This window comes from Brevibacterium sp. UCMA 11752 (genome assembly GCF_021532235.1).
Taxonomy (GTDB): domain Bacteria; phylum Actinomycetota; class Actinomycetes; order Actinomycetales; family Brevibacteriaceae; genus Brevibacterium; species Brevibacterium antiquum.
This window is the reverse complement of record NZ_JACBOS010000003.1, coordinates 671,224-693,865: the sequence shown is the minus strand read 5'-3', so window position 1 is coordinate 693,865 and position 22,642 is coordinate 671,224. Positions and strand designations below refer to the sequence as shown.

Sequence of the window (22,642 nt, the reverse complement as noted above, 5' to 3'; positions counted from 1 at the left end):
ACGCACCGCTCCCTGCTCACCCGCAACGCACCCCGACTCACCCACGGTTCACCCACACGAGAAGGAGATCTCATGACCACCACCAACACCGCCTCTGTCGCCGATCTCGAGCGCCTCAAGGTCCTCCACAACGGCTCCAAGTCGAAGCTGACGTTCTCTGACGCAGAGATGGAGCGTCGGCTGACCGGATTGCGGGCGATCATGGCCGAGAAGGAGCTTGACGCTGTCGTACTCACCTCCTATCACAACATCAAGTACTATTCGGACTTCCTCTTCACCTACTTCGGTCGCTCCTACGCGATGGTCGTCACGTCAGATGACTCGGTGACGATTACGGCCAACATCGACGCGGGCATGCCTTGGCGGACGAGCTATGGCGAGAACATCGTCTACACGGATTGGCGTCGCGACAACTACCTCTATGCGATTCGGGAGGGCCTGCGTCAGCGCGGCATCGATACTCCGAAGCGCCTCGGGGTCGAGGACGACAATTTGCCGCTGGAGAATCGCAATAAAATTCAGGCGGCGTTCCCATCCGCGAGTCTCGTCGATATCTCACAGCCTGCGATGCGTCAGCGCATGATCAAGTCGGGCGAGGAGATCGAGGTCATCAAGCACAGCGCCCGGATCGGAGACCTCGGTGGAGAGGCGATCAAGGCTGCGATCACCGAAGGCATCAGCGAGTACGAGGTTGCCCTCATCGGCACCGAGGCGATGGTCCACGAGATCGCAAAGACGTTCCCTGACCAGGAGATCCGCGACACCTGGGTGTGGTTCCAGTCGGGCATCAACACCGACGGAGCGCACAATTGGGCGACGACGCGGAAGGTGCGCAAAGGCGACATCCTCAGTCTCAACTGTTTTCCGATGCCCTCGGGCTACTACACCGCTCTCGAGCGCACCCTGTTCTACGGTGAGCCCGACCAGGCCTCGCTCGACCTGTGGAACGTCAACGTCGAGGTGCACAAGCGGGGGATCGAACTGATCAAGCCGGGAGCAGTCTGCAAGGACATCGCTGCCGAGCTCAACGAGATCTACCTCGAGCACGGACTGTTCCCGAACCGCACATTCGGCTACGGTCACTCCTTCGGTGTACTCAGCCACTACTACGGCCGCGAAGCCGGTCTCGAACTGCGCGAGGACATCGACACCGTGCTCGAGCCGGGCATGGTCGTGTCGATGGAGCCGATGATCACCGTTCTCGAAGGGCAGCCGGGAGCCGGGGGCTATCGCGAGCACGATATCTGCGTTGTGGGTGAGTCCGGGTCCGAGGACATCACGAAGTTCCCCTTCGGACCCGAGCACAACATCATCCCTGCCTGAGCGGGACGACCACTCACGCAGGAACTGAAACAGGAAGGACCGGGTTGGATCCCGGTAACGTCCGCGGGCATCGTCAGTCGGTGCCCGCGGACGAATACACTGACACCATGCCTCGACAGTCTTCCGACACCTCCCACCGCGGTGCCTCCGTCATCGAGAACACTGTGTCGATCCTCCGCTGCTTCTCCCCGGATCGGCAGGAGCTCGGCGTCACGGAGATCGCGCCGCGAGTGGGTCTGCACAAGAGCACAGTGTCCAGAATCCTCACCGCACTCGAGGCCCAGGGCATCGTCGAGCAGGAATCGTCTCGCCGCTACCGACTGGGTCTCGGAATCCTCGCGATCGCCGGGCCCTTGCTCGCCGATCTCGATGTCAGAAGGGCCGCCTATCCGATGCTTCAGGACCTGACCCGCGAAACCGGGGAGACCAGTGCACTCATCGTGTGGAACGGGGCCGAGGCGATCACCGTCGAGCAGATCCCCAGTCCCCAGCAGGTCAAGCACACCTCGAGTCTGGGATCGCGGTATCAGACCGCCTACAGCGCATCGGTGCAGGTCTTCCTTGCTTTCGAAGAAATCGAAGAGATACACGCCCTTGTCGACAGCGGCACACTCCAGGGGCTGGACTCCAGCTCCGGCGGTTTCGACAAGTACCGTGACCTCCTGGAGAGCAATCGCGATCGTGGCTACGCGCTCAACGACGCTGAAACGTCACCGAATGAGGTCGGCATCGCAGCAGGTGTCCACGACCATCGGGGAGCGCTCGTTGCAGCCGTTCTCATCGCCGCTCCCAAATTCCGCACCGATGCGGAGCAGATTACGAGTCTTGGTGAGCGGTGTGTGGAAACTGCTCGTCGGGTCTCACAGCGTCTGGGGGGACGCTGACCTCAGAACTCAGCGCAGGGCGGAGCGCAGTGTCTTGTCGAATTCGCGGACGTGTTCGGCCGCGTGAGCTTCGACAGCCGACTCCTTGCCCTCGAGGATCGCCTCGAGGAGGTCGATGTGCTCGCGGATGTGGCCGATCAGGTCTGGAATGCGAGGGATGACAAGGCACCAGATCCTGGTGGCCAGGTCGTCCAGGCGCACGAGGGTCTCCATCAGGTGGGGGTTGTCGACCGAGCTGTAGATGAGGCGATGGACTTCGAGATCACGCTCCATGAGGGCGCGCGGTTCATCGTCGGCGCTGAGCTCGCGCAGGTCGGCGACTGTCGCCTCGAATTCGCGGCGGCGCTCAGGAGTGAGGTTGCGGGCGGCCTTGCGGGCGGCGATAGGTTCGAGGACCTCTCGCATCTCGGAGATCGTCGACAGGTCTTTGAGGTCGACATTGCTCGCGAAGGTTCCGCGTCGGGAGTAGGAGACGACGAGATGGTCGCTCTCCAGACGCTTGAGCGCTTCCCTGATCGGGGTCCGTCCGACCTCGAGCTCTGCGCTCAGGGCCGCCTCGTTGATGGGGTCACCGGGGGCGATGTCGAGCATGATGAGGCGGTGTCGAAGAATCTCATAGGCGCGTTCGGCCAGGGAAACCTTCGGTGAGCTCACGGTAGCCGACGACGACATTATCAATCTCCTGAAATCACCCATTGCACTTTCGTGTTTTCTCGTCATAGACTACAGGAACGCATCTGATATATTAGTTGACGATCAAATGGTCGAAGGAGATCACATGACAGAACAACTCGCGGAACGTTGCGAAACTGCGACGTCGGCGCAGGCCACAGGCCCGTCATCGAGTCGGCCCTGCGCAGAATTCGCCAGCAGAGAGCCCGTCGAGCTGAGCACTTCCCTCGCCGAACTCGACCCCGAGATCGCCGGATTCATCGATGCGGAGCTTGCTCGTCAGCGCGAGGGACTCGAGATGATCGCCTCGGAGAACCACACCGCCTCCGCCGTCATGGCCGCGCAGGGATCGGTGTTGACCAACAAATACGCAGAGGGCTACCCCGGGCGTCGTTACTACGGCGGCTGCGAGCACGTCGACGAGGTCGAGCGCCTCGCCATCGCCCGCGTCACGTCACTCTTCGGCGCCGAATTCGCCAACGTGCAGCCCCACTCCGGCGCTCAGGCCAACGCCTCTGTCATGCACGCACTCATCCGACCAGGCGACACCGTGCTCGGTCTCGACCTCGCCGCCGGCGGGCATCTCACCCACGGCATGAAGATCAACTTCTCCGGTCGTCTCTACAACATCGCCGCCTACGGTGTGCGCGAGGACACCAACTGCATCGATATGGCCGAGGTCGATCGCCTCGCTCAGGAGCACCAGCCCAAACTCATCGTCGCCGGCTGGTCGGCCTACTCCCGCCAGCTCGACTTCGCCGAGTTCCGTCGTATCGCCGATTCCGTCGGTGCCTACCTCATGGTCGACATGGCACACTTCGCCGGGCTCGTCGCGGCAGGGCTGCATCCCTCTCCGGTCCCACACGCCCACGTCGTGACCTCGACGACGCACAAGACCCTCGGCGGTCCACGCGGCGGGATCATCCTCACCAACGACGCTGACATCGCGAAGAAGGTCAATTCCGCAGTCTTCCCCGGTCAGCAGGGTGGGCCGCTTGAGCACGTCATCGCAGGCAAGGCCGTGGCCTTCGGTCTCGCCGCCACCGAGACCTTCATCGAGAAGCAGGCGCGGACCCTGTCCGGTGCAGCGGAACTCGCTCGACGCCTCGGCGAATCCGATGTCGCCGACCTCGGGATCACCGTCCTCACCGGCGGCACCGACGTCCACCTCGTCCTCGTCGACCTGCGCAACTCCGTCCTCGACGGTGGACAGGCCGAAGACCTGCTCGCCTCGATCGGCATCACCGTCAACCGCAATGCTGTGCCGAACGATCCGCGCCCGCCGATGGTCACCTCCGGCCTGCGGATCGGCACCCCGGCCCTGGCCAGCCGCGGGTTCGGTTCCGCTGCCTTCGCCGAAGTGGCCGGCATCATCGCCGAGGTGCTCAAGGCCGGCGCTGCCGAGGCCGGTGCCGAACCGCAGGTCATCGCCGAGCTCAGCGACCGTGTGTCGGCTCTGGCGACCGCCCACCCGCTCTACCCCACCATGAACGAAATCGGAGCACGCTGATGGCTGATCAACTCCCCGAACACCCCGACTTCCTGTGGCGCAACCCGGAACCGAAGAAGTCCTACGAGGCCGTCATCATCGGCGGCGGCGGGCACGGTCTGGCCACTGCGTACTACCTGGCCAAGAACCACGGCATGACCAACATCGCGATCCTCGAACGCGGCTGGCTGGCCGGCGGCAACATGGCCCGCAACACGACCATCATCCGCTCGAACTACCTGTGGGACGAGTCCGCAGCCATGTACGAGAAGTCGCTCAAGCTCTGGGAGCAGCTGCCCGAGGAACTCGACTACGACTTCCTCTTCTCCCAGCGCGGCGTGCTCAACCTCGCCCATACCCTGCAAGACGTGCGCGAGTCTCAGCGACGGGTGAATGCGAACGCACTCAACGGAGTTGACGCCGAGTGGCTCGACCCCAAGCAGGTCAAGGAAGTCTGCCCGATCATCAACATCGGCGACGACCTGCGCTACCCGGTGATGGGCGCGACCTATCAGCCGCGCGCCGGCATCGCCAAGCATGATCACGTTGCCTGGGCATTCGCCCGCAAGTGCGATGAGATGGGCGTCGACATCATCCAGAACTGCGAGGTCACCGGGATCGAACGCATCGGCGACAAGGTCGTCGGCGTCGAAACCACCCGCGGCCACATCGCCACCGAGAAGGTCGCCATGTGCGTGGCCGGTGACTCCTCGGTGCTCGCAGACATGGCCGGCATCCGTCTGCCGATCCAGTCCCACCCGCTGCAGGCGCTCGTGTCCGAACTCTTCGAACCCGTGCACCCGACCGTGGTCATGTCCAACCATGTCCACGTCTACGTCTCCCAGGCGCACAAGGGGGAACTCGTCATGGGTGCCGGGGTTGATTCCTATAACGGCTATGGCCAACGAGGCGGCTTCCACGTCATCGAGGAACAGCTGGCCGCTGCTGTCGAACTGTTCCCGATCTTCGCCCGCGCCCACGTGCTGCGCACCTGGGGCGGCATCGTCGACGTCACCCTCGACGCCTCGCCCATCGTGTCGAAGACCGAAGTCCAGGGCCTCTATGCCAACTGCGGCTGGGGCACCGGTGGCTTCAAGGGCACGCCCGCCGCCGGACTGACCTTCGCCCACACCATCGCCAATGACGAACCCCACCCGCTCAACGCCCCCTACGCCCTCGACCGGTTCGAAACCGGCCACCTCATCGACGAGCACGGCGCCGCAGCCGTGGCGCACTGAGCGAATACGAGACAGAAGGACCTGCCATGCTTCTCATCAGCTGCCCGTACTGCGGGCCACGCGACGAAACCGAGTTCCACTACGGCGGCCAGGCACACGTCGCCTACCCGGCCGACCCCCACGCGCTCAGCGACAAAGAGTGGGCCGAATTCCTCTTCTACCGCGACAACGACCGCGGTGCCTACGCCGAACGGTGGAGTCACAGCCTCGGCTGCCGCAAATGGTTCAACGCCATCCGCGACACCGTGACCTATGACTTCAAAGCCATCTACCCCATGGGCGAGGCCCGTCCGACGACCGCGGAGGCTGCGACGAAGCAACCGGTGACCGCGGAACCGCCTCCAGCCGAAGCGGACCCGACTCCAGCAGAAGGTGAGGGTGCACGATGACCTCCGCAGATACGAATTCCCGCCTCGAGAACACGACCGGCATCGACCGATCGCGCCCCATCTCCTTCAGCGTCGACGGCCAGCCGTACTCCGGCTTCGCCGGTGACACGATCGCCAGCGCGCTCATCGCCGCCGGACGCATCGACTGCGGCAACTCGACCTACCTGGGACGGGCCCGTGGCATCCTGAGTGCAGGAATCGAAGAGTCCAACGCACTCGTCCGCGTCAAAGGACGGATCTCCGGCGACGTCAGCGAATCCATGCTGCCTGCCACCCGCGTGCCGATCACCGAAGGACTCGAAGCCGACTACCTCTCCGGTCTCGGCATCCTCGATCCCGGCCAGGACGAACTGGTCTACGAACACAAGCACGTCCACACCGATGTGCTGGTCATCGGCGCCGGTCCCGCGGGACTCGCTGCGGCACGTGAGGCAGGAAAGTCCGGAGCCCGGACCTTGCTGCTCGACGACAGGTCCGCTCCCGGTGGGTCGTTGCTGTCGAGTTCGGCAGACAGCATCGACAAGGTGCCCGCAGCCGAGTGGATCGAGTCCACCGTCGCCTCGTTCGCCGAGGCGGAGGAATTGACCTACCGAGCGAACACGACCGTCTTCGGCAGCTACGACTCGAACTACTTCGTCGCCCTCGAAGACCGCACTCTTGAGCTCGTTGAAAACGGGGGAGCGGGTGCGCAGGACAGCGAAACAGACAACGGTGCCTCCGCAGCCAGCGGCACTTCCCGTCCGGGCACCCGCCAGCGGGTCTGGCATATCCGGGCCAAGCAGGTCGTGCTGGCCACCGGAGCACATGAACGCCCGATCGTCTTCGCCAACAACGACCGACCGGGCATCATGCTCGCCTCTGCCGTGCGCACCTACCTCAATCGCTATGGCGTCGCCGCCGGTCAGTCCGTCGCGATATCCGCGACGAACGACTCGGCCTACGAACTGCTCGCCGATCTTCACACGGCAGGCATCGAGGTGCCCGCGATCATCGACTCCCGGACCACCGCCTCGGCGATGGCGGAATACGTTGCCCGGGAAACCGGAACCCGGCTCATCCTCGGTTCTGCGGTCAGCGACACCGCAGCGGAGGGGCCTGCCGGACGCATCAGTGCGATCACGGTCTCGGGCCTCGACGACGACGGTGTGGCCACCGGCGACTCCGAGGTCATCGACGTGGATCTGCTGGCCGTGGCGGGCGGATTCTCTCCCGTCATCCACCTGCACGGGCAACGCAAGGGGCCAATCGTCTGGCGGAGCGACATCGCCGCCTTCGTCCCGACGAGGCCCGTGCGCGATCAGTTCACAGCCGGCGCGATCAACGGTGACTACTCGCTGGATGCAGCCCTCCGCCAGGGTGCGGAAGCTGGCAATGCTGCCGCTGAACGTACAGGATTCTTCGCCCTGCTCAGTGCTCCGACGGCAGCGTCGGTGCCCCCTGCCGAGACCCGACCGCTGTGGCTGGTCACCTCGGCGAACGACGACCACACGGCGCTGACCACGCACTTCATCGACTTCCAGCGTGACCAGTCCGTTGCTGACGTGCAGCGGGCGATGAACGCGGGCATGCGCTCGGTCGAGCACATCAAGCGCTACACCTCGATCTCGACAGCCAATGACCAGGGCAAGACCAGTGCGGTCAACGCCATCGGCGCGATCGCAAAGGTGCTGGGCGAGGACGACCTGGGCTCGGTCGGCCACACGACCTTCCGCGCACCCTTCGCCCCCGTGCCCTTCGCGGCACTGGCCGGTCGGCGCAAGGGCGTGCTCTTCGACCCCGCCCGGGTCACTGCGATCCACCCCTGGCACGTCGACCACGGTGCCGAATTCGAGGACGTAGGCCAGTGGAAGCGGCCCTGGTTCTACCCGCAGAACGGGGAGGACATGGACGCGGCGGTGCTGCGCGAGTGCAAGGCTGTGCGCGAATCGGTCGGCTTCCAGGATGCCTCAACCCTGGGAAAGATCGAGATCCGCGGCACCGACGCCGGCACGTTCCTCGGCCAGATCTACACCAACGGGTTCAAAAAGCTGGCGATCGGCAAGGGCCGCTACGGGCTCATGTGCAAGCCCGATGGGATGGTCTTCGACGATGGTGTGACCCTGCGTGTGGCCGAGGACCGCTACTACATGACCACGACCACCGGCGGCGCTGCCACCGTCCTCGAATGGCTCGAGGAATGGCACCAGACCGAATGGCCCGAGCTCGACGTCGTCTTCACCTCGGTGACGGAAGAATGGTCGACCGTTGCGGTCGCCGGCCCGAAGTCCCGTGAGGTCATTGCGAAGCTCGCCCCGCACCTGGACGTGTCCAATGAGGCCTTCGAGTTCATGGGCTTCCGCGAGACGACCCTGGCGAGCGGCATTCCGGCGCGCATCTGTCGAATCTCGTTCTCCGGGGAGCTCGCCTTCGAGGTCAACGTCGAGAACTTCTACGGGCTCTCCGTCTGGGAAGCCGTCGCCGAGGCTGGTGCCGAGTTCGGCATCACCCCCTACGGAACCGAGACCATGCACGTTCTCCGCGCGGAGAAGGGCTTCATCATCGTCGGCCAGGACACCGACGGGACCGTGACCCCGCAGGACGCGGACATGGACTGGATCGTCTCGAAGCTCAAGGACTTCATCGGCAAACGCTCCTACTCACGGGTCGATACATCCCGCGAGGACCGCAAGCACCTCGTCGGCGTGCTCCCGGTCGACGGCACGACCCGCCTGGCCGAGGGCGCGCAGCTCATCACCTCCGGCACCCCGGTCACCCCCGAGTCGGGACCGGTCCCGATGATCGGGCACGTCACCTCCTCCTATATCTCACCGAGCATGGACCGACCCTTCGGCCTCGCGCTCGTCGAGAACGGCCGGAACCGGATGGGCGAGATCGCCCAGTCTCCGGTCGGCGGCGAACTCGTCGACGTCGAGATCACCTCACCCGTCTTCTACGATCCAGAAGGGAACCGTCGCGATGGCTGACACCACCCAGAGCACACAGACCACCACTGAGCAGCAGAACTTCGACACCCCCGCCGAGGTGCTCGATGCACTCCGCATCTCACCGGCAGCCCACCTCGCCGAGGACATGGCCACCGCCGCTGCCACCGGCGGACAGGCCGTTGGCCTGCAGGAACGACAGTTCGCTGTCCAGCTCGGATTGCGCGCCACCCCGGGAACCGCCTCGGCGGAGGCGCTCGAATCTGCGCTCGGAATCACCTTGCCGCAGCAGGTGGGCGAGGTCACCGGCGACGCCGCGAGCCAGCACACGCTGTGGCTGAGCCCCGATGAATTCCTCACCGTCGACGTCTCCCGACAGCAGCAGCCCGGGGAGACCCTCGTCGCCGAGGCGGCCCTCGAAGGTCTGCCCGGGCAGGCCGTGGATCTCTCGGCCAACCGCACGATCCTCGAACTCACCGGGACGAAAGCCAGGGAGGTGCTGGAGAAGAGCGTCCGCGCCGATCTGCACCCTCGTGCCTTCGGCGTCGGCCAGGCGATCTCGACCCAGATGGGTCCGGTGCCGGTGATCGTCCACCACTCATCGGAGCTCGAATACCGGGTCTACCCGCGAGCGAGCTTCGCGGACTTCGCGGTCCGCTGGCTGCTCGACGGCATGGCGGAATTCCTCACCGACTGACACCGGGAGGGAGCGGGGTCGGCGTGGGCGCCTCGCGCGCGACCGGAGAGTTCGAAGTTGACCGACGTGAGCCTCGCACCCAATGATTGAGTACACCCATCGAGCAAGGAAGCAGTGGATATGCAGGATTACGTCTTCACCCTGGAATGCGACGAACGGCCGGGAATTCTTCATTCCGTCACCGGAGCGCTCCTCACTCACGGCGGTGACATCAAGGAGCTCAAGCAGTTCGACGACCAGTTCGCCGAGCGCCTGTTCCTCAGGATCGACTTCAGTCTCCAGGACGAGTCGAGTGCCTCGATCGATGCTCTGCGCACGGACTTCGAAAGCATCGGCTCCGAGTTCGAGGCGACGTGGAAGCTGTGGCCACAAGGGGAGAAGCGTCGGGTCCTCATCATGGTCTCGAAGTTCGAGCACTGCCTCAATGACCTGCTGTTCCGGTCCCAGATCGGTGAGCTGCCCATCGAGATCGCGGCCGTGGTGTCCAATCACCCCGATCACCGTGAACTCGTCGAATGGCACCATATCCCGTTCTTCCGCATCCCGGTGACCAAGGAGACGAAGCCGGAGGCAGAGGCGAAGCTGCTCGAACTCGTCGACCGCTTCGAGATCGACCTCGTCGTCCTCGCCCGCTACATGCAGGTCCTCTCCGATGACTTGGCGCGTGAGCTGACGGGCAAGGCCATCAACATCCACCACTCCTTCCTGCCCTCGTTCAAGGGCGCCAAGCCCTACCACCAGGCATGGGAGCGGGGAGTCAAGACCGTCGGGGCGACCGCGCACTTCGTCGACAGCGAACTCGACGAGGGCCCGATCATCGCCCAGCAGGTCGTCGACGTCGACCACTCCTTCGGGCCCAAAGACCTCGTCGCCGCTGGCCGTGACGCCGAGTGCAAGGCTCTGTCCAATGCTGTGAAGTGGCACTGCGACGGCCGCGTGTTCCTCTCCGGGAAGCGCACCGTCGTCCTGCGGTGAGTTTGTGGGGCCGGGTCGCGGCGCCGGGGCGCAGTGCCGGGTCGCAGCACCGCTGCATTTCATCGCGAGGCGACCTCAGCTTCGAGAGCAGACTCCAGGGAGTGTGCTCTCGAGGCTAAGGTGTGCTCTCGACGTTATGTGATCCCCTGGGTGCTTGACTGTCCTCAGTGATTCAGCGACGTCCGCGTTCGACGAGAGCAGCGTGGATGTTCTGGGGCAGGTCGATGACCGCGTCATCGCGCTTGCGCCCGAAGTCGATGCCGAAGTCGCGATCGAGTCTCGCCAGATGCTCTTCGACCCGAAGCGTGTAGTCCGGGTCGAAGGCATCAGCGCTGATCGCGATGACGAAGAGTCCGGTTCCGGGAGTCGTCGTTCCCTCATCGATGGGTGGGGCGTCCACCGAGAAGTTCGCGCCTCCGTGGGCTGCGAGAAGTTCGATCATCAGGGCGAGATTGCTGCCCTTGACCCCGCCGAAGGGAAGCAGCGAGCCGGCGAGTCCCTGCTCAGGATCGGTTGTCGCAGTCCCATCTGGTGCCTGCGCCCAACCCTCGGGGATCGACTCCCCACGTTCGGCAGCCTCGCGGACATTCACCCAGGCCGTGGCGCTGCTGGCCTGATCGAACATGCGCGGACTCTGCGAGTGGGGGAGCGCGAAGGAGAACGGGTTCGTCCCGGCGACCGTGTCGAGACTGCCGAAGAGCGACATGAGCGCCGGCGAATTCGCCCCGGCCAGGGCGATGAGACCACGATCGGCCAAGCGCATCGTGTAATAGCCGAGCTCGCCGGCGGGAAACGCATTCATGACGTTGAGGATCGAGATGCCGAGGTTCGCCGCCGACTCCGCGAAGCGATCGAACACCTCGTCGAAGGCGAGCTGGGTGATGCCCCCATCGGCGTCGACGAGGTGGGTCGCCGGGAGTCTGTTGACCGGCTTCGGAGTGGCGGCACCGTTGATCCGACCAGACTCGAGACCGTCGAGATAGTCGAAGAGGTGTGCCGTACCGACCTGGAGTTTGCCGCGCCGATCCGCCGCCACCGTGGCAGCTGCCAGAGATGTTGCCAGTCGATCCGAGCCTCCCGCGGCGAGAATCGCAGCGAAGCACAAGCGCTCCAGCTCTTCTGCGGGCAGGGACACAGTCGGGGATACGTCGGCAACGGGCATGCTCCTCACGCTACAGCAGGAGGAATAGCCGGTTTCAGCAGGTCTCAGCTCGTCTCGGCCACGACGTTGAAGGTGTCCATCCTCGAATCCTGGGCTCCGCGGACATACCCGGAGGGAGCAGCGGCAGTGGCACGAAGGAAGTCGACGACCTCGTCGCTGAGCACCTCACCAGGCAGAACATTGGGCACACCGGGCGGGTACGCGGCCAGAGCATCGGCCGAGACCATGCCGACAGCCTCAGCGAAGGGAACGGTCTGCGGCGCCGCGAAGTAGGCATCGCTGATCTCCAGTCGCTTCTCGCAGCTGCCGGGCAGAACGATGGGACGCTCCGGCTCGGACTCAGAGCGCGGCAGTTCCTGCAACGCGGTCCAGAACCGTTCGACGTTGACGGGAGATGTCGCACCGATGAGCAGCAGCAGCGCCGAGGGGGTCGCCAGCTCGCAGTAGATCCGGTGGTCGCGGATGAGCTGGTACTGGGCATCGGCGCCGGTGATCCCGGCACCGCGGGTGTCGATGACGACCTTGAACGGATCGTTGGCGATCGCATCATGGCCGCCGAGGATGTCAGGGGTCGCATCGCGGAACCTCGAGTCGTTCTGAACTCGAGTTCGGATCTCCTCGGCGGTGGCCAGCGCTTCGTCGATCGCCTCCGGGTGGGTGACGAGATGACGGCGTGCCTCGTCGAGAGAGGACAGGAGGATGGCACTGGACGAGGTCGACTGGTAGGACTTCACGACCCGATCGACCAGGGTCTCGATGCGCTGTGCCTGCCGTCCGTGGCCGAGGTGGACCATCGCTGACTGCGCCAAAGATCCGGCGCCCTTGTGGGTGCTGGAGATGACGAGATCGGCACCGTGGCGGACCGCGTTGACGGGCAGTTTCGGGTGCATGCCGAAGTGAGAGCCCCAGGCTTCATCGACGATGAGGGGAACATCGTGAGCGTGGGCCACCTCGGCGATGGCGGCGATATCGGCCACGGCACCGAAGTAGCTGGGGGAGACGAGGTAGACGGCGGCGGACTCCGGATGCTCGGTCAGGGCGTACTCGACCTGGGCCGGAGTCACGCCGTGGGAGGAACCGAGGCCAGGATCGACGCGACCGTGGATGAAGTGCGGGCGCAGTTCAGCGTGGGTGACGCCATCGATGACCGAAGAGTGGACGCTGCGCTGGAGGACGAATTCGCGCCCCAAGCCGCGCACGACGGTCGTTGCGATGTGATTGCCTCCGGAGGCGCCATTGGTGATGAACCAGGTGCGGGCTGCGCCCCAGGCTTCGGCGGCGAGCTGCTGGGCGGCCATGATCGGAGTCACGCGATCGTGGTTGATCATGCGCCAGTTGTCCTGGTCGACACCGCTGAAGAGCATGGGGAAGTCGATGCCCATGCCGGCCTCGCCGACGACCTCGGCCAGTCCCGGTGCATGGTCGCGGCTGCCCTGGTGGGCGGGCACATGCAGGCGCTGCCAGTCCTCGGCGGCCAAGGAGCGCAGTGCTTCGGCATACGGTGCGGTGTGCTGGCGCGGGTTGATGAAGGTGGCCGCGGTGGGGCGCGAGGCTGGTGTTTCGTGGGCGGCTGACATTGCGTCGTTCGCGGTCGCAGAGGTCGTCGCGGTGTCTGGGTGCAGATGAGTTTCGGCGAGCATGAGTCCCACGCTAGGCGTCGAAAGCTGTCTAGGATATAGCAAGAAATCGTTCACAGTGGCATAGCGTCTATGTCATGATGAATCTGCAGCAGTTCCGAGTGCTCCTCGCCATCAGGGACGAGGGAAGTCTCAACCGTGCCGCCGAGGTGCTCGAACACGGAGTCCCGACCGTGACCCATCACCTGCGTACCCTCGAATCCCATCTGCGGGTCAAGCTCGTCGACCGGGCGCGGAACGGAACTCGACTCACGCCCTTGGGCGAGTCCTTTGCCGAGGAGATCGAACCGGTGCTGGCACGCATCGATCGGGCCGAGCAGCTCGTCACCGCCCAGCGCGATGCCGGAGTGGTGTCCCTGCGCGTCGGGTCGTTCTCCTCGATCGGCTCACGACTGCTGCCAGCCGCAATCGCAGAGCTCCAGCAGCGGACGTCCGTGCGCGTCGAGGTCGTCGAAGCCGAACCCAGCGAGGTCGTGCGGATGCTCCACAGCGGTGAGGTCCACGCCGGCCTCATCTACGACATCCCCGAACTGCCTGAATTCGCGGGCCCCGAGCTGCGGCTGCGCACCCTCCTCGACGAGCCTTACCGGGTCATGGTCGCCAGCAGCGGGGAGTTGGCGGGCCACGAGGTCCTCGACTTCGCGACGATGAGCGACGTCGACTGGGTCCTCAGCCGAAACGAATCGGAAGCCTCGGTGCGGGTGCTGCGGCGGATCTCCCGGGGACTGGGATACGAGCTGCGTGAACTCATGCGCAGCGACGACCTCTACATGATCCACGGGCTCGTGGCCGAAGGGCTCGGATGCGCATTGACCACCGAGGTGGCCGTGGATACCGACTTCGACGTGGTGCTGCGGCCAGCCAAACAGGATCTGGGTCAGCGTCGGGTCTCGTTCGTGACCCGTTCGGGCCCGAATCCTGCAGCTGTGGGCTGGCTGGGCGAGATCCTGAGTGCGGTGGCCACGCGACTGGAGGCCGCCTCGGCGGGGTGAGTGGTGGTGTCGGTGCGAGGGCGGTGAGCCGCGCGGGGCAAATGGCAATTTTCAGCTCGCGGTCTTCATCGCGCGGACACCTTAGCGTCGACGGGTCACTGTGTATCCTAGCCCCTCGACGCTAAGGTGACCGCGCGATGTCGGGGGCGTCAGCTCGAGTGCACAATTGGTGTCGAGTGACCCGTTCGGGCCCGATTCCTGCGGCCGTGGGTTGGCTGGGCGAGATCCTGAGTGCGGTGGCCACGCGACTGGAGGCCGCCTCGGCGGGATGAGTGGTGGTGTCGGTGCGAGGGCAACTGTTGGTGCCTGCGGGGTGATCAGGGATCGGCCTGCGTGCCCAGCGCCTCGGCGATGGCCTTGGCCTCGCGACGGAGCAGCGCGACGAGGTGTTCGACGCGGGGGCCGGTGACGCGGTCGGCGATGCTCGCGATCGACAGGGCCGCGCGGGGGCGGCTGCCGCGGATCCGCAACGGCACGCCCACCGCCCACGACCCCTGGGCGAAGAGGCCGGGATTGTGCACGAAGCCGTCGACTCGGGCCCGGTCGATGATGTCGCGCAATTGTGCGACAGAGACCTTGGGATACCGTTCGGCGTAGATCTGCGCATTGGCCTCGAATTGGGCGTCCACCTCGGCTGGGGAGAGCTCGGAGAGAATCGCGAGACTGCCCGCGCCGATGCCCAGCGGGTGGCGATCGCCCACGGACAGGGCGTTGTTCAGAATCTCGCCGAAGCCCTCCTCGCGGCGGGCGCAGATCGAATAGCTACCGGTGCGCAGGGTCAGAAAAGCCGTGTCCTGACTGAGCTCGGCCAGGCGCAGCAGGCTCGACTCCGACTCTGTGACCATCGGATCGACAGATTTCTGAGCCAGCTGGCCGAGGATCTGCGACTGCACGCCGAGGCGGTAGCCACCCTCCTCGAAGCGTTCGACGTACCCCATGGCGATGAGCGCCTGGAGCATCCGGTGGACACTGGCCTTGGGGCGGCCGCTGATCGAGGCGACGTCGGACAGGCTGGCCCCGCTGCTGCGCTCGCCGGCGATGAGCCCGACGAGGTTGAGCAGCGAAAGAGCGCGTTGGATGCTCTGGGCGCCGGTGCCGGGTTCCAGATCGTCGACGGCATGAGCGACGTTGAATGACGCGGACCGTCGCAGGATCTTCCCGCGCATCTTCGTGCGGTGTTCGTCATAGGGGTCGGCGCCGTTGTGCATGCTTCCATTATGGTCGGCTTGCGCGCGCACGCGGTACCCGCCGTATCGGTGCCTGTCGACGGATGCTCGATCAGTGCCGGTTGACGGATACTCATTAGAGCGGAGGGCCGCGCTGGGTGCCCGGCAACAGCCGTGGCTTGGTCGACAGCCCTGGCCCAGTCAACAGTCAGGGAGGACTGGTCAACGGTCCGGGGAGGGCGCACACTGATGGCACCGCATCCGCTCTGGGAGGAGCAATCATGAGTGCCACATACACCTTCGACGTGTTCTCGAGCCTTGACGGGTTCGCCTCGGTCGGTCCCGACGGCGACTGGGGAGGCTACTGGGGCAAGCAGGGGCCTGAACTCCTCGACCACAGGCTCGAGCTCTACAGCGGACCCAATCGGCTCGTCCTCGGTGCGAGGACCTTCCGCGAGTTCGCCGCCATGCTCGAAAACGCCGAGGACTTCCCTGATGTTCTCGATCCCTGGGTCAGTGCAATGCGCAATCTGCCGACAACCGTCATCTCAACTTCGCTGAGCGAGCCGCTCGACTGGCCGCAGGCCACTGTGGCAGACGGTGACGCAATCGAGGTGGTGGCACAGATGAAAGAGGAGTCTGATGTGCCGATTCGTTCGCACGGAAGTCTGTCGACGAACCGTGCGCTGATGGGCGCCGGCCTCGTCGACCGGCTGCAGGTGACGATCTATCCGGTGATCACCGGACGCACCGGGACCCAGCCGATCTTCGCCGGATCGCAGGATTTTGATCTCGAGCTACTCGACCGCACGTCGCTGGGAGGCGGTGTCGAGGAGCTCGTCTACCGGCCGACGTTGCACTGACCACGCGCACCATGGGCACCGACGATGAAACACAGTGGGCGCCGGCGGCGGCGCACCATTGGCCCTGACGATGACGCGTCCTGGGCTCCGACGATGACGCATCGTGGGCGTTGGACTCGGGCCCGCGGTGGACCGCTGCAACCGAGCTATCCATGATGTGGAACATCGTCGTGCCCGGGAACGCCCACCTCGGCGAGCGATCGACCTAGAATCGGATCGGCCCCAACCGGGAGCCGGCCCCGACTGGCGCAGGTGCTTCCTGCTGCAGCGACACGATCATGACGAGGAAAGTGAGTGTGGACAAGGTGGGCACGACGGTCCTTGAACTCAGCGAAGTGACGTTCCGACGTGGGGAGACGAAGATCCTCCACGGCATCGATCTGCGCATCGCGCGCGGTGAGCATTGGGTCCTCATCGGCCCCAACGGAGCGGGGAAGTCGACGATTCTCAGCTTCGCCTCGGCGCAGGTCTTCCCGACCTCCGGAACCGTGGACATCCTCGGTGACCGTATGGGGCGGGTCGAGCTCCAGGCTCTGCGCCGCCACATCGGGCACGTCAATCCGCGCCACCCTCTGCGCTCGAACCTGTCCGTGCGCGAGGTCGTCCTCACCGGCCTGACCGGCACGATCGAACGTCCCCTGCGCTGGGAACCCAGCCCAAACGAGATCTCGAGGGCCGATGACCTCATCGCCGAGGTGGGGCTGAGCGCCCGTGCGGACGCAGGTTGGAAGATTTTGTCACAGGGGGAACGGGGACGCGCATTGGTGGCTCGAGCTCTCATCGCCGAGCCGCAGCTCCTCCTCTTCGACGAACCGACCACCGGCCTCGACGTGGCCGCCCGCGAACAGCTGCTGGAGACCATCGATTCGCTGTCCGTGACCTCGCCGGAGCTCACGACGCTGCTGGTGACCCACCATCTCGAGGAGATCCCGGAGTCCACATCCCACGCGATGCTGATCTCCCACGGGCGGCTCACCGCTGCAGGTGAGATCGCCGAGGTACTCAGCACCGACCAGGTCAGCGCGGCCTTCGAGCACCCGATCGACGTCGGCTTCGCCGACGGACGCTGGTCGGCTCGGGCGATCCGGCAACGAGCCGCGGCGGTCTGAGCCTCAGCCCTGACGCGGTGTCGCTATCCGCGTCATTGCGCGCTCACACCGCGCCGCCTAATCTTGAGACATGAAGATGAGTACCGTATGGAGCATCGTCGGCGCGATCATCGCGATCATCATCGCGTGGTGGGTCGTCAACGTCGCGTTCTCAATCGCGTGGTTCCTCGTGAAGGCGATCATCGCAGTCGTCGTCGCAGCCGCCATCTTCGCCCTGATCAAACAGTCCCTCCGGTCCAAGGACAAGTAGCGCGCAGGCGCTTCAGAGGTCGCCGAGGCTGGTGTTCGCACCGCAGAGGACGACGCAGACCTTCTCATCGGGTGCCGGAACATAGCTTCCGGAGTCCTCGGAACCGTGGATTCCCGCCAGCGCCGTTGCCGCCGCATGCTCGACTGCCAGGCGGTGTTCGGCCCACAGATGCCGGCGTGCGGAGATGATCTGCTCGTCATCGACCAGCACCGAGGTGACCAGGTCGTTCTGCGCCGCCGCGACAGCAAGGGGAGTGGTCCGCCTGGCGCCCAGTGAATCTGCGGCCACCGAATCGACCGGGACGTCGACAGGATTCCCCGCTTCCAAAGCCGCATTCAGCGCCCGACAGTTCTTCGGCTCCACAGCGACGGTGCGCACCCCGTGGAACGTGGCGGCCGTGGCCACACCCGCGAACAGGCCCCCTCCTCCGACAGAGACGACGATGGTGTCGAGGTCGGGGATCTGCGAGAGGATCTCCGTCATCATCGTGCCGGCACCGGCGGCGATGAGCGGATGGTCATAGGCATGTGAGGCCAAGGCGCCGGATGACTCGACGAATTCCTCGCAGGCCAGGGCCGCCTCGGCGAATTCGGAACCGATCAGACGCACCTCGGCACCATAGCTGCGCAGGCGCTCGACCTTGACCGCGGGAGCATCGGCTGGCAGGAACACGGTAGCCGGAACCCCGGCGTCCCGAGCAGCCCAGGCGCAGGCCAGACCCGCATTGCCGCCCGAGGCGATCGTGACTCCAGCCTCAGGGAACGTACCCTCGGCCAGATGGGCCTGGATGAAGTTCTGCGCCCCGCGAGCCTTGAACGTGCCCGTGTACTGCATGAACTCCAAAGCGAAGTGCACACCCGAACCAGTCGGGTCGCTGCTCGGCGGGGCACTCCACGTCGCGGCCGTGGGAGTCGGAGCCGCAGGCGCATTCCCAGGCTGGGCGGAGGCCACAGTGACCGGTCGCACCCGTCCGGAGATCCTGGCGGCGGCTGCTTCGATATCGGGATAGGACAACTGCGTCATCGGTGCCTCCTCGAATTGTGCACTCTCAGTTGTTGAGAATGGACAGGTTGATCACCTTTGATGCAACGAGCCAGTCTGCAGACTGGCCTGCTGCACCAAAAGTGATCGGTTCCGACTCCACCCTACGGGCATGCGCGTTCAGTTCGTGTGCTTGACGATGCCCAGTGGTGCGCCCTTGGGCTCCTTGACCAGGCTGACGGCGACCAGCGAGATGATGCAGACGACGATCATGTAGGCCGCAATCGACAATGAAGAGCCGGTGCGTGCCAGCAGGGTCTCCGCGATCGTCGGAGCAAAGGCGCCGCCGAGGATCGCGCCCAGAGCGTAGCCGATGGACACGCCCGAGTAGCGGACCTGCGGTGGGAACATCTCCGCGTACATCGCCGACATCGGACCGTAGGACAGGCCCATGCCCACGGTGAGGACGAAGATGCCGATGCCGTACATCCAGATGTTGGCCTGATCGATCATGATGAACGTCGGGACCAGCCACAGGATGAGGAGGACGTAGCCGATCTGGAAGGTGCGCACGCGGCCCAGCTTGTCCGACAGCGCCCCGCCCCACATGGTGAAGACCAGCCAGCCGAAGCTGGCCAGGGTGGTGGCCAGAAGCACGGGCGCCCGGTCGAGGCCGACGGTGCCGCCCTGGTCCAGTGGCCTGGAGGCGTAGGCGGCGAAGAACGCGATGATCATGTAGCCTACGGCGTTGTTGCCGATGAAGATGAGCGCGGAGAGGACGACTTCCTTTGTGTTCTTCTTGAACAGGGTCGACAGCGGAGCCGAGGACTCGGCGCGGCGCTCGGCGAGCTCGGCGAAGACCGGGGACTCCTCGACCTGGCGGCGAATGTAGTAGCCGACGATGACGAGGACGACGGAGAACAGGAAGGGAATCCTCCAGCCGAAGCTTGCGAACTGTTCGGGGGTGAGGGTGGTCGTCAGGATCCAGATCACGCCGGTGGCAAGAATCATCCCGACAGGCACGCCGATCTGCGGGTAGGCACCGAAGAGTCCGCGCTTGTTCACCGGCGCGTGTTCAACCGAGAGCAGCGCGGCGCCGCCCCATTCTCCGCCTGCGGAGAATCCCTGCAGGATCCGCAGCAGTGTCAGCAGGATCGGTGCGCCGACTCCGATGGCCGCATAGTTCGGCAGGAGTCCGATGAGCGAGGTGGCCAGGCCCATGAGGATGAGCGTGAGGACGAGCATCTTCTTGCGTCCGATGCGGTCGCCGAGGTGGCCGGCGATGATCGCGCCCAGTGGCCTGAACAGGAAGGAGATCCCGAGAGAGGCCCAGGCCATGATCTGCCCGAGCGCCGGATTGTCAGACGCCAGGGGACCGAAGTACTGGACCGAGAGGATGAGGCCCGCGGCCTGTGCGTAGATGAAGAAGTCGTACCACTCGATGGTGGTGCCGACGAGGGTCCCGGCCAGGACCCTGCGTTCCTCGCGAGTGATCGAAGAGGGTGCCGCCGCAGCAGGCGAAGCTGTAGTCATGAGAGAACTTTCCTCGGGAGTTGTGCCGGGTGATGCGCTGCGGATGCGGCGGTCCTCGACTCTGAGTGATCGCCGACGCTTCCGCGCGAGTGACTGAATGGTCAGTAATTGCTTTCGAGCATAGTGCAGATGGTGATTGCTGTCACGTGAGCGAGGGTCGACCTGCCGGCGGGGTCATCGTGCGCAATGACAATAACCGACCAAGTGGTTAGTATTGCAGTCAGGAATCGGCAGCGGTGCCGAAGTCGGCCGCCGCGCACCGGGAGACATCGTTGTACAGGGAGAGGCGACATGACCGAAATTCTCAGTTCGTATGCTGCAGGCGACTGGCACACACCCAGCGGGAGCACTGACGGCACCCGAGCCGTCCACGATGCCACGAACGGCCAGCTCCTCCACCACGTCTCCTCGGCAGGCATCGACTTCGCCGCCGTCGACGACTACGCCCGGAGCACGGGGGTCTCCGAACTGCAGAAGCTGACCTTCCATCAGCGTGGTGTGATTCTGAAGAAGCTCGGCGCCTACCTCATGGAACGCGCGAAGGACTACCACGAGATCTCCTTCTCCACCGGCACCACGAAGCGCGACGGATTCGTCGACATCGAAGGCGGCATCGGCACTCTCTTCACCTACTCCGGTGTCGCCCGCCGTCAGATGCCCAACTCCACCGTCCACCTCGACGGAGGAATCGAGCGCCTGTCGAAGAACGGCACCTTCCTCGGCCGACACATCCTGACCTCCCGGCAGGGCCTGGCAGTCCAGATCAACGCCTTCAACTTCCCCGTTTGGGGCATGCTCGAGAAGTTCGGTCCCATGTTCGTCGCCGGTGTCCCCGTCGTCGTCAAACCCGCCACCGACACCGCCCATCTGACCCGTGCAGTCGTGGCCGACATGATCGAATCCGATCTGCTGCCGGCCGGTTCCATCCAGCTCATCGCCGGTGATGTCACCCCGCTCTTCGACCATCTGGCCGAACAGGATGCGATCGCCTTCACCGGTTCCGCGACTACGGCCAAGCACCTCGGCGGCCTGGACTGCGTGCGCGATCGCGGAACGCGCTTCTTCGCCGAGGCGGATTCCCTGAACTTCTCCCTGCTCGGCCCCGATGCCGGACCGGGTACCGAGGAGTTCGACCTCTTCATCTCCGGCGTCGTCGCCGAGATGACGATCAAGGCCGGCCAGAAGTGCACGGCGATCCGTCGCGCCTTCGTCCCCGAGCAGCACAAAGAGGCCGTCGCCGAGGCACTCGTCGCGAAACTGGAGACTCAGGGCGTCGGCGACCCACGTGAGAAGTCCACCCGGCTGGGGCCGGTCGTGTCTGACAAGCAGCGGACCGACGTTCTCGATGCCATCGATGAGATCACCTCAGCGGGGGCGCATGTCCTCACCGGCGGTCGCGAGGCCTCTGACGAACTGGCGCAGAATCTCGGCGGGGCCTTTGTCGCGGCCACCGTGCTCCAGGCCGACGACCCCTGGGTCGACGCCGTCCACGATGTGGAGGCCTTCGGTCCCGTGACCTCGCTGATGACCTATTCCTCCACCGCCGAGGCGGTCAAGCTCGCCGCTCGCGGGCGTGGTTCCCTGGTCGGCTCGGTCGTCACCCACGACCGGCAGTTCGCCACCGAATTCGTCCGCCAGGTCGCGCCCTGGCATGGACGCATCCTCGTCCTCGACCGCGACGACGCCGAGGAGTCGACCGGGCACGGCTCACCCCTGCCCAACCTCATCCACGGCGGCCCCGGACGTGCCGGCGGCGGCGAGGAGATGGGCGGGCTGCGCGGCGTCGAGCATTTCATGCAGCGCACCGCGATTCAGGCCTCCCCGGACATGCTCACCGCCATCGGCGGCGAATGGGTCGCCGGAGCGCAGCGCCGCACCGGAGTGCACCCGTTCACGAAGACCCTGGCCGACCTGCGCGTCGGCGATGCCCTCGAATCAGAGCGGCGAATCGTCACCCTCGATGACATCTCGCATTTCGCAGAGTTCACCGGCGACACCTTCTACGCCCACACCGACGAGGAAGCTGCGGCCGCGAACCCGTTCTTCCCGGGCCGTGTCGCCCACGGCTACCTCATCGTGTCCTTCGCCGCGGGCCTCTTCGTGCAGCCGGACCCCGGCCCGGTCCTCGCGAACTACGGCCTCGAGGGGCTCACGTTCATCACACCGGTTTCACCAGGGGATTCGCTGAAGGTCACATTGACCGCCAAGCGCATCACCCCGCGTGAGACCGATGAGTACGGCGAGGTCTGCTGGGACGCCGAGGTCGTCAACCAGAACGACGAGCCGGTCGCGAAGTACGACGTGCTGACCCTGGTCGCGAAGGAGTAGAGCCCGCCCAGGCCGCGCGGTCGGCCCCGGGTT

The 22,642-nt window shown here is 65.2% G+C and carries 19 protein-coding genes; 13 read left to right on the top strand and 6 right to left on the bottom strand.

Going from position 1 to position 22,642, the window contains the following annotated elements; translation table 11 throughout:
* Window positions 1-72: 72 nt before the first annotated feature.
* A complete protein-coding gene (locus HU144_RS03130; RefSeq protein ID WP_235350098.1) occupies window positions 73-1,323 on the top strand; it encodes an aminopeptidase P family protein in 1,251 nt (416 codons plus the stop codon).
* 107 nt (window positions 1,324-1,430) lie between these two features.
* Window positions 1,431-2,207, top strand: a complete 777-nt coding sequence (locus tag HU144_RS03125; protein WP_235350097.1) for an IclR family transcriptional regulator — start codon at window positions 1,431-1,433, stop codon at window positions 2,205-2,207.
* A 9-nt stretch (window positions 2,208-2,216) separates the two neighbouring features.
* Here the strand turns inward: HU144_RS03125 and HU144_RS03120 are convergent, their stop codons facing one another.
* Entirely contained in the window at window positions 2,217-2,879 is a 663-nt protein-coding gene (locus HU144_RS03120) for a GntR family transcriptional regulator (protein WP_235350096.1), read from the bottom strand.
* A gap of 106 nt (window positions 2,880-2,985) precedes the next feature.
* Here HU144_RS03120 and glyA point away from each other — a divergent pair, with 106 nt between their 5' ends.
* From glyA to purU, 6 genes are all read left to right on the top strand, one after another.
* A complete protein-coding gene (gene glyA / locus HU144_RS03115; protein ID WP_328284269.1) occupies window positions 2,986-4,389 on the top strand; it encodes a serine hydroxymethyltransferase in 1,404 nt (467 codons plus the stop codon).
* Window positions 4,389-5,606 carry a sarcosine oxidase subunit beta family protein gene (locus HU144_RS03110; RefSeq protein ID WP_235350095.1) on the top strand — a complete coding sequence of 406 codons (1,218 nt, stop codon included), beginning with the start codon at window positions 4,389-4,391 and terminating at the stop codon, window positions 5,604-5,606. Before glyA ends, HU144_RS03110 begins: the two co-directional genes overlap by 1 nt.
* 26 nt (window positions 5,607-5,632) lie before the next feature.
* Window positions 5,633-5,995 (top strand): sarcosine oxidase subunit delta, encoded by a 363-nt coding sequence (locus HU144_RS03105; protein ID WP_235350094.1) that lies wholly within the window; start codon window positions 5,633-5,635, stop codon window positions 5,993-5,995.
* Window positions 5,992-8,958 (top strand): 2Fe-2S iron-sulfur cluster-binding protein, encoded by a 2,967-nt coding sequence (locus HU144_RS03100; RefSeq protein WP_235350093.1) that lies wholly within the window; start codon window positions 5,992-5,994, stop codon window positions 8,956-8,958. Before HU144_RS03105 ends, HU144_RS03100 begins: the two co-directional genes overlap by 4 nt.
* Entirely contained in the window at window positions 8,951-9,613 is a 663-nt protein-coding gene (locus HU144_RS03095) for a sarcosine oxidase subunit gamma (RefSeq protein WP_235350092.1), read from the top strand. The genes HU144_RS03100 and HU144_RS03095 overlap by 8 nt, the downstream gene beginning before the upstream one ends.
* Window positions 9,614-9,733: 120 nt before the next feature.
* Window positions 9,734-10,588, top strand: coding sequence for a formyltetrahydrofolate deformylase (gene purU, locus HU144_RS03090; protein ID WP_235352646.1), 855 nt, complete (start codon window positions 9,734-9,736; stop codon window positions 10,586-10,588).
* A gap of 172 nt (window positions 10,589-10,760) precedes the next feature.
* Here purU and HU144_RS03085 read toward each other — a convergent pair whose 3' ends face one another.
* Window positions 10,761-11,750 (bottom strand): Ldh family oxidoreductase, encoded by a 990-nt coding sequence (locus HU144_RS03085; RefSeq protein WP_235350091.1) that lies wholly within the window; start codon window positions 11,748-11,750, stop codon window positions 10,761-10,763.
* 44 nt (window positions 11,751-11,794) lie between these two features.
* Complete coding sequence (locus HU144_RS03080) at window positions 11,795-13,390, bottom strand: aminotransferase class I/II-fold pyridoxal phosphate-dependent enzyme (protein WP_235350090.1); 1,596 nt, start codon at window positions 13,388-13,390, stop codon at window positions 11,795-11,797.
* Window positions 13,391-13,464: 74 nt separating this feature from the next.
* On the opposite strand from HU144_RS03080, the gene HU144_RS03075 reads away from it, so the two are divergent.
* Window positions 13,465-14,379, top strand: a complete 915-nt coding sequence (locus tag HU144_RS03075) for a LysR family transcriptional regulator (RefSeq protein WP_235350089.1) — start codon at window positions 13,465-13,467, stop codon at window positions 14,377-14,379.
* A 317-nt stretch (window positions 14,380-14,696) separates the two neighbouring features.
* Here the strand turns inward: HU144_RS03075 and HU144_RS03070 are convergent, their stop codons facing one another.
* Window positions 14,697-15,587 carry an IclR family transcriptional regulator gene (locus HU144_RS03070; RefSeq protein WP_235350088.1) on the bottom strand — a complete coding sequence of 297 codons (891 nt, stop codon included), beginning with the start codon at window positions 15,585-15,587 and terminating at the stop codon, window positions 14,697-14,699.
* Between the two features lie 239 nt (window positions 15,588-15,826).
* On the opposite strand from HU144_RS03070, the gene HU144_RS03065 reads away from it, so the two are divergent.
* The 3 genes from HU144_RS03065 (at window position 15,827) to HU144_RS03055 (ending at window position 17,767) form a co-directional block, all read left to right on the top strand.
* Window positions 15,827-16,408 (top strand): dihydrofolate reductase family protein, encoded by a 582-nt coding sequence (locus HU144_RS03065; protein WP_235350087.1) that lies wholly within the window; start codon window positions 15,827-15,829, stop codon window positions 16,406-16,408.
* 278 nt (window positions 16,409-16,686) lie between these two features.
* Window positions 16,687-17,517, top strand: a complete 831-nt coding sequence (locus HU144_RS03060) for an ABC transporter ATP-binding protein (RefSeq protein WP_235350086.1) — start codon at window positions 16,687-16,689, stop codon at window positions 17,515-17,517.
* A gap of 70 nt (window positions 17,518-17,587) precedes the next feature.
* Complete coding sequence (locus HU144_RS03055; protein ID WP_235350085.1) at window positions 17,588-17,767, top strand: hypothetical protein; 180 nt, start codon at window positions 17,588-17,590, stop codon at window positions 17,765-17,767.
* 12 nt (window positions 17,768-17,779) lie between these two features.
* Here HU144_RS03055 and HU144_RS03050 read toward each other — a convergent pair whose 3' ends face one another.
* A complete protein-coding gene (locus HU144_RS03050) occupies window positions 17,780-18,790 on the bottom strand; it encodes a threonine/serine dehydratase (RefSeq protein ID WP_235350084.1) in 1,011 nt (336 codons plus the stop codon).
* A 138-nt stretch (window positions 18,791-18,928) separates the two neighbouring features.
* Entirely contained in the window at window positions 18,929-20,281 is a 1,353-nt protein-coding gene (locus HU144_RS03045; RefSeq protein ID WP_235350083.1) for an MFS transporter, read from the bottom strand.
* A 291-nt stretch (window positions 20,282-20,572) separates the two neighbouring features.
* Between HU144_RS03045 and paaZ the strand changes: the two genes are divergently transcribed.
* A complete protein-coding gene (gene paaZ / locus HU144_RS03040; RefSeq protein WP_235350082.1) occupies window positions 20,573-22,609 on the top strand; it encodes a phenylacetic acid degradation bifunctional protein PaaZ in 2,037 nt (678 codons plus the stop codon).
* Window positions 22,610-22,642: the final 33 nt, after the last annotated feature.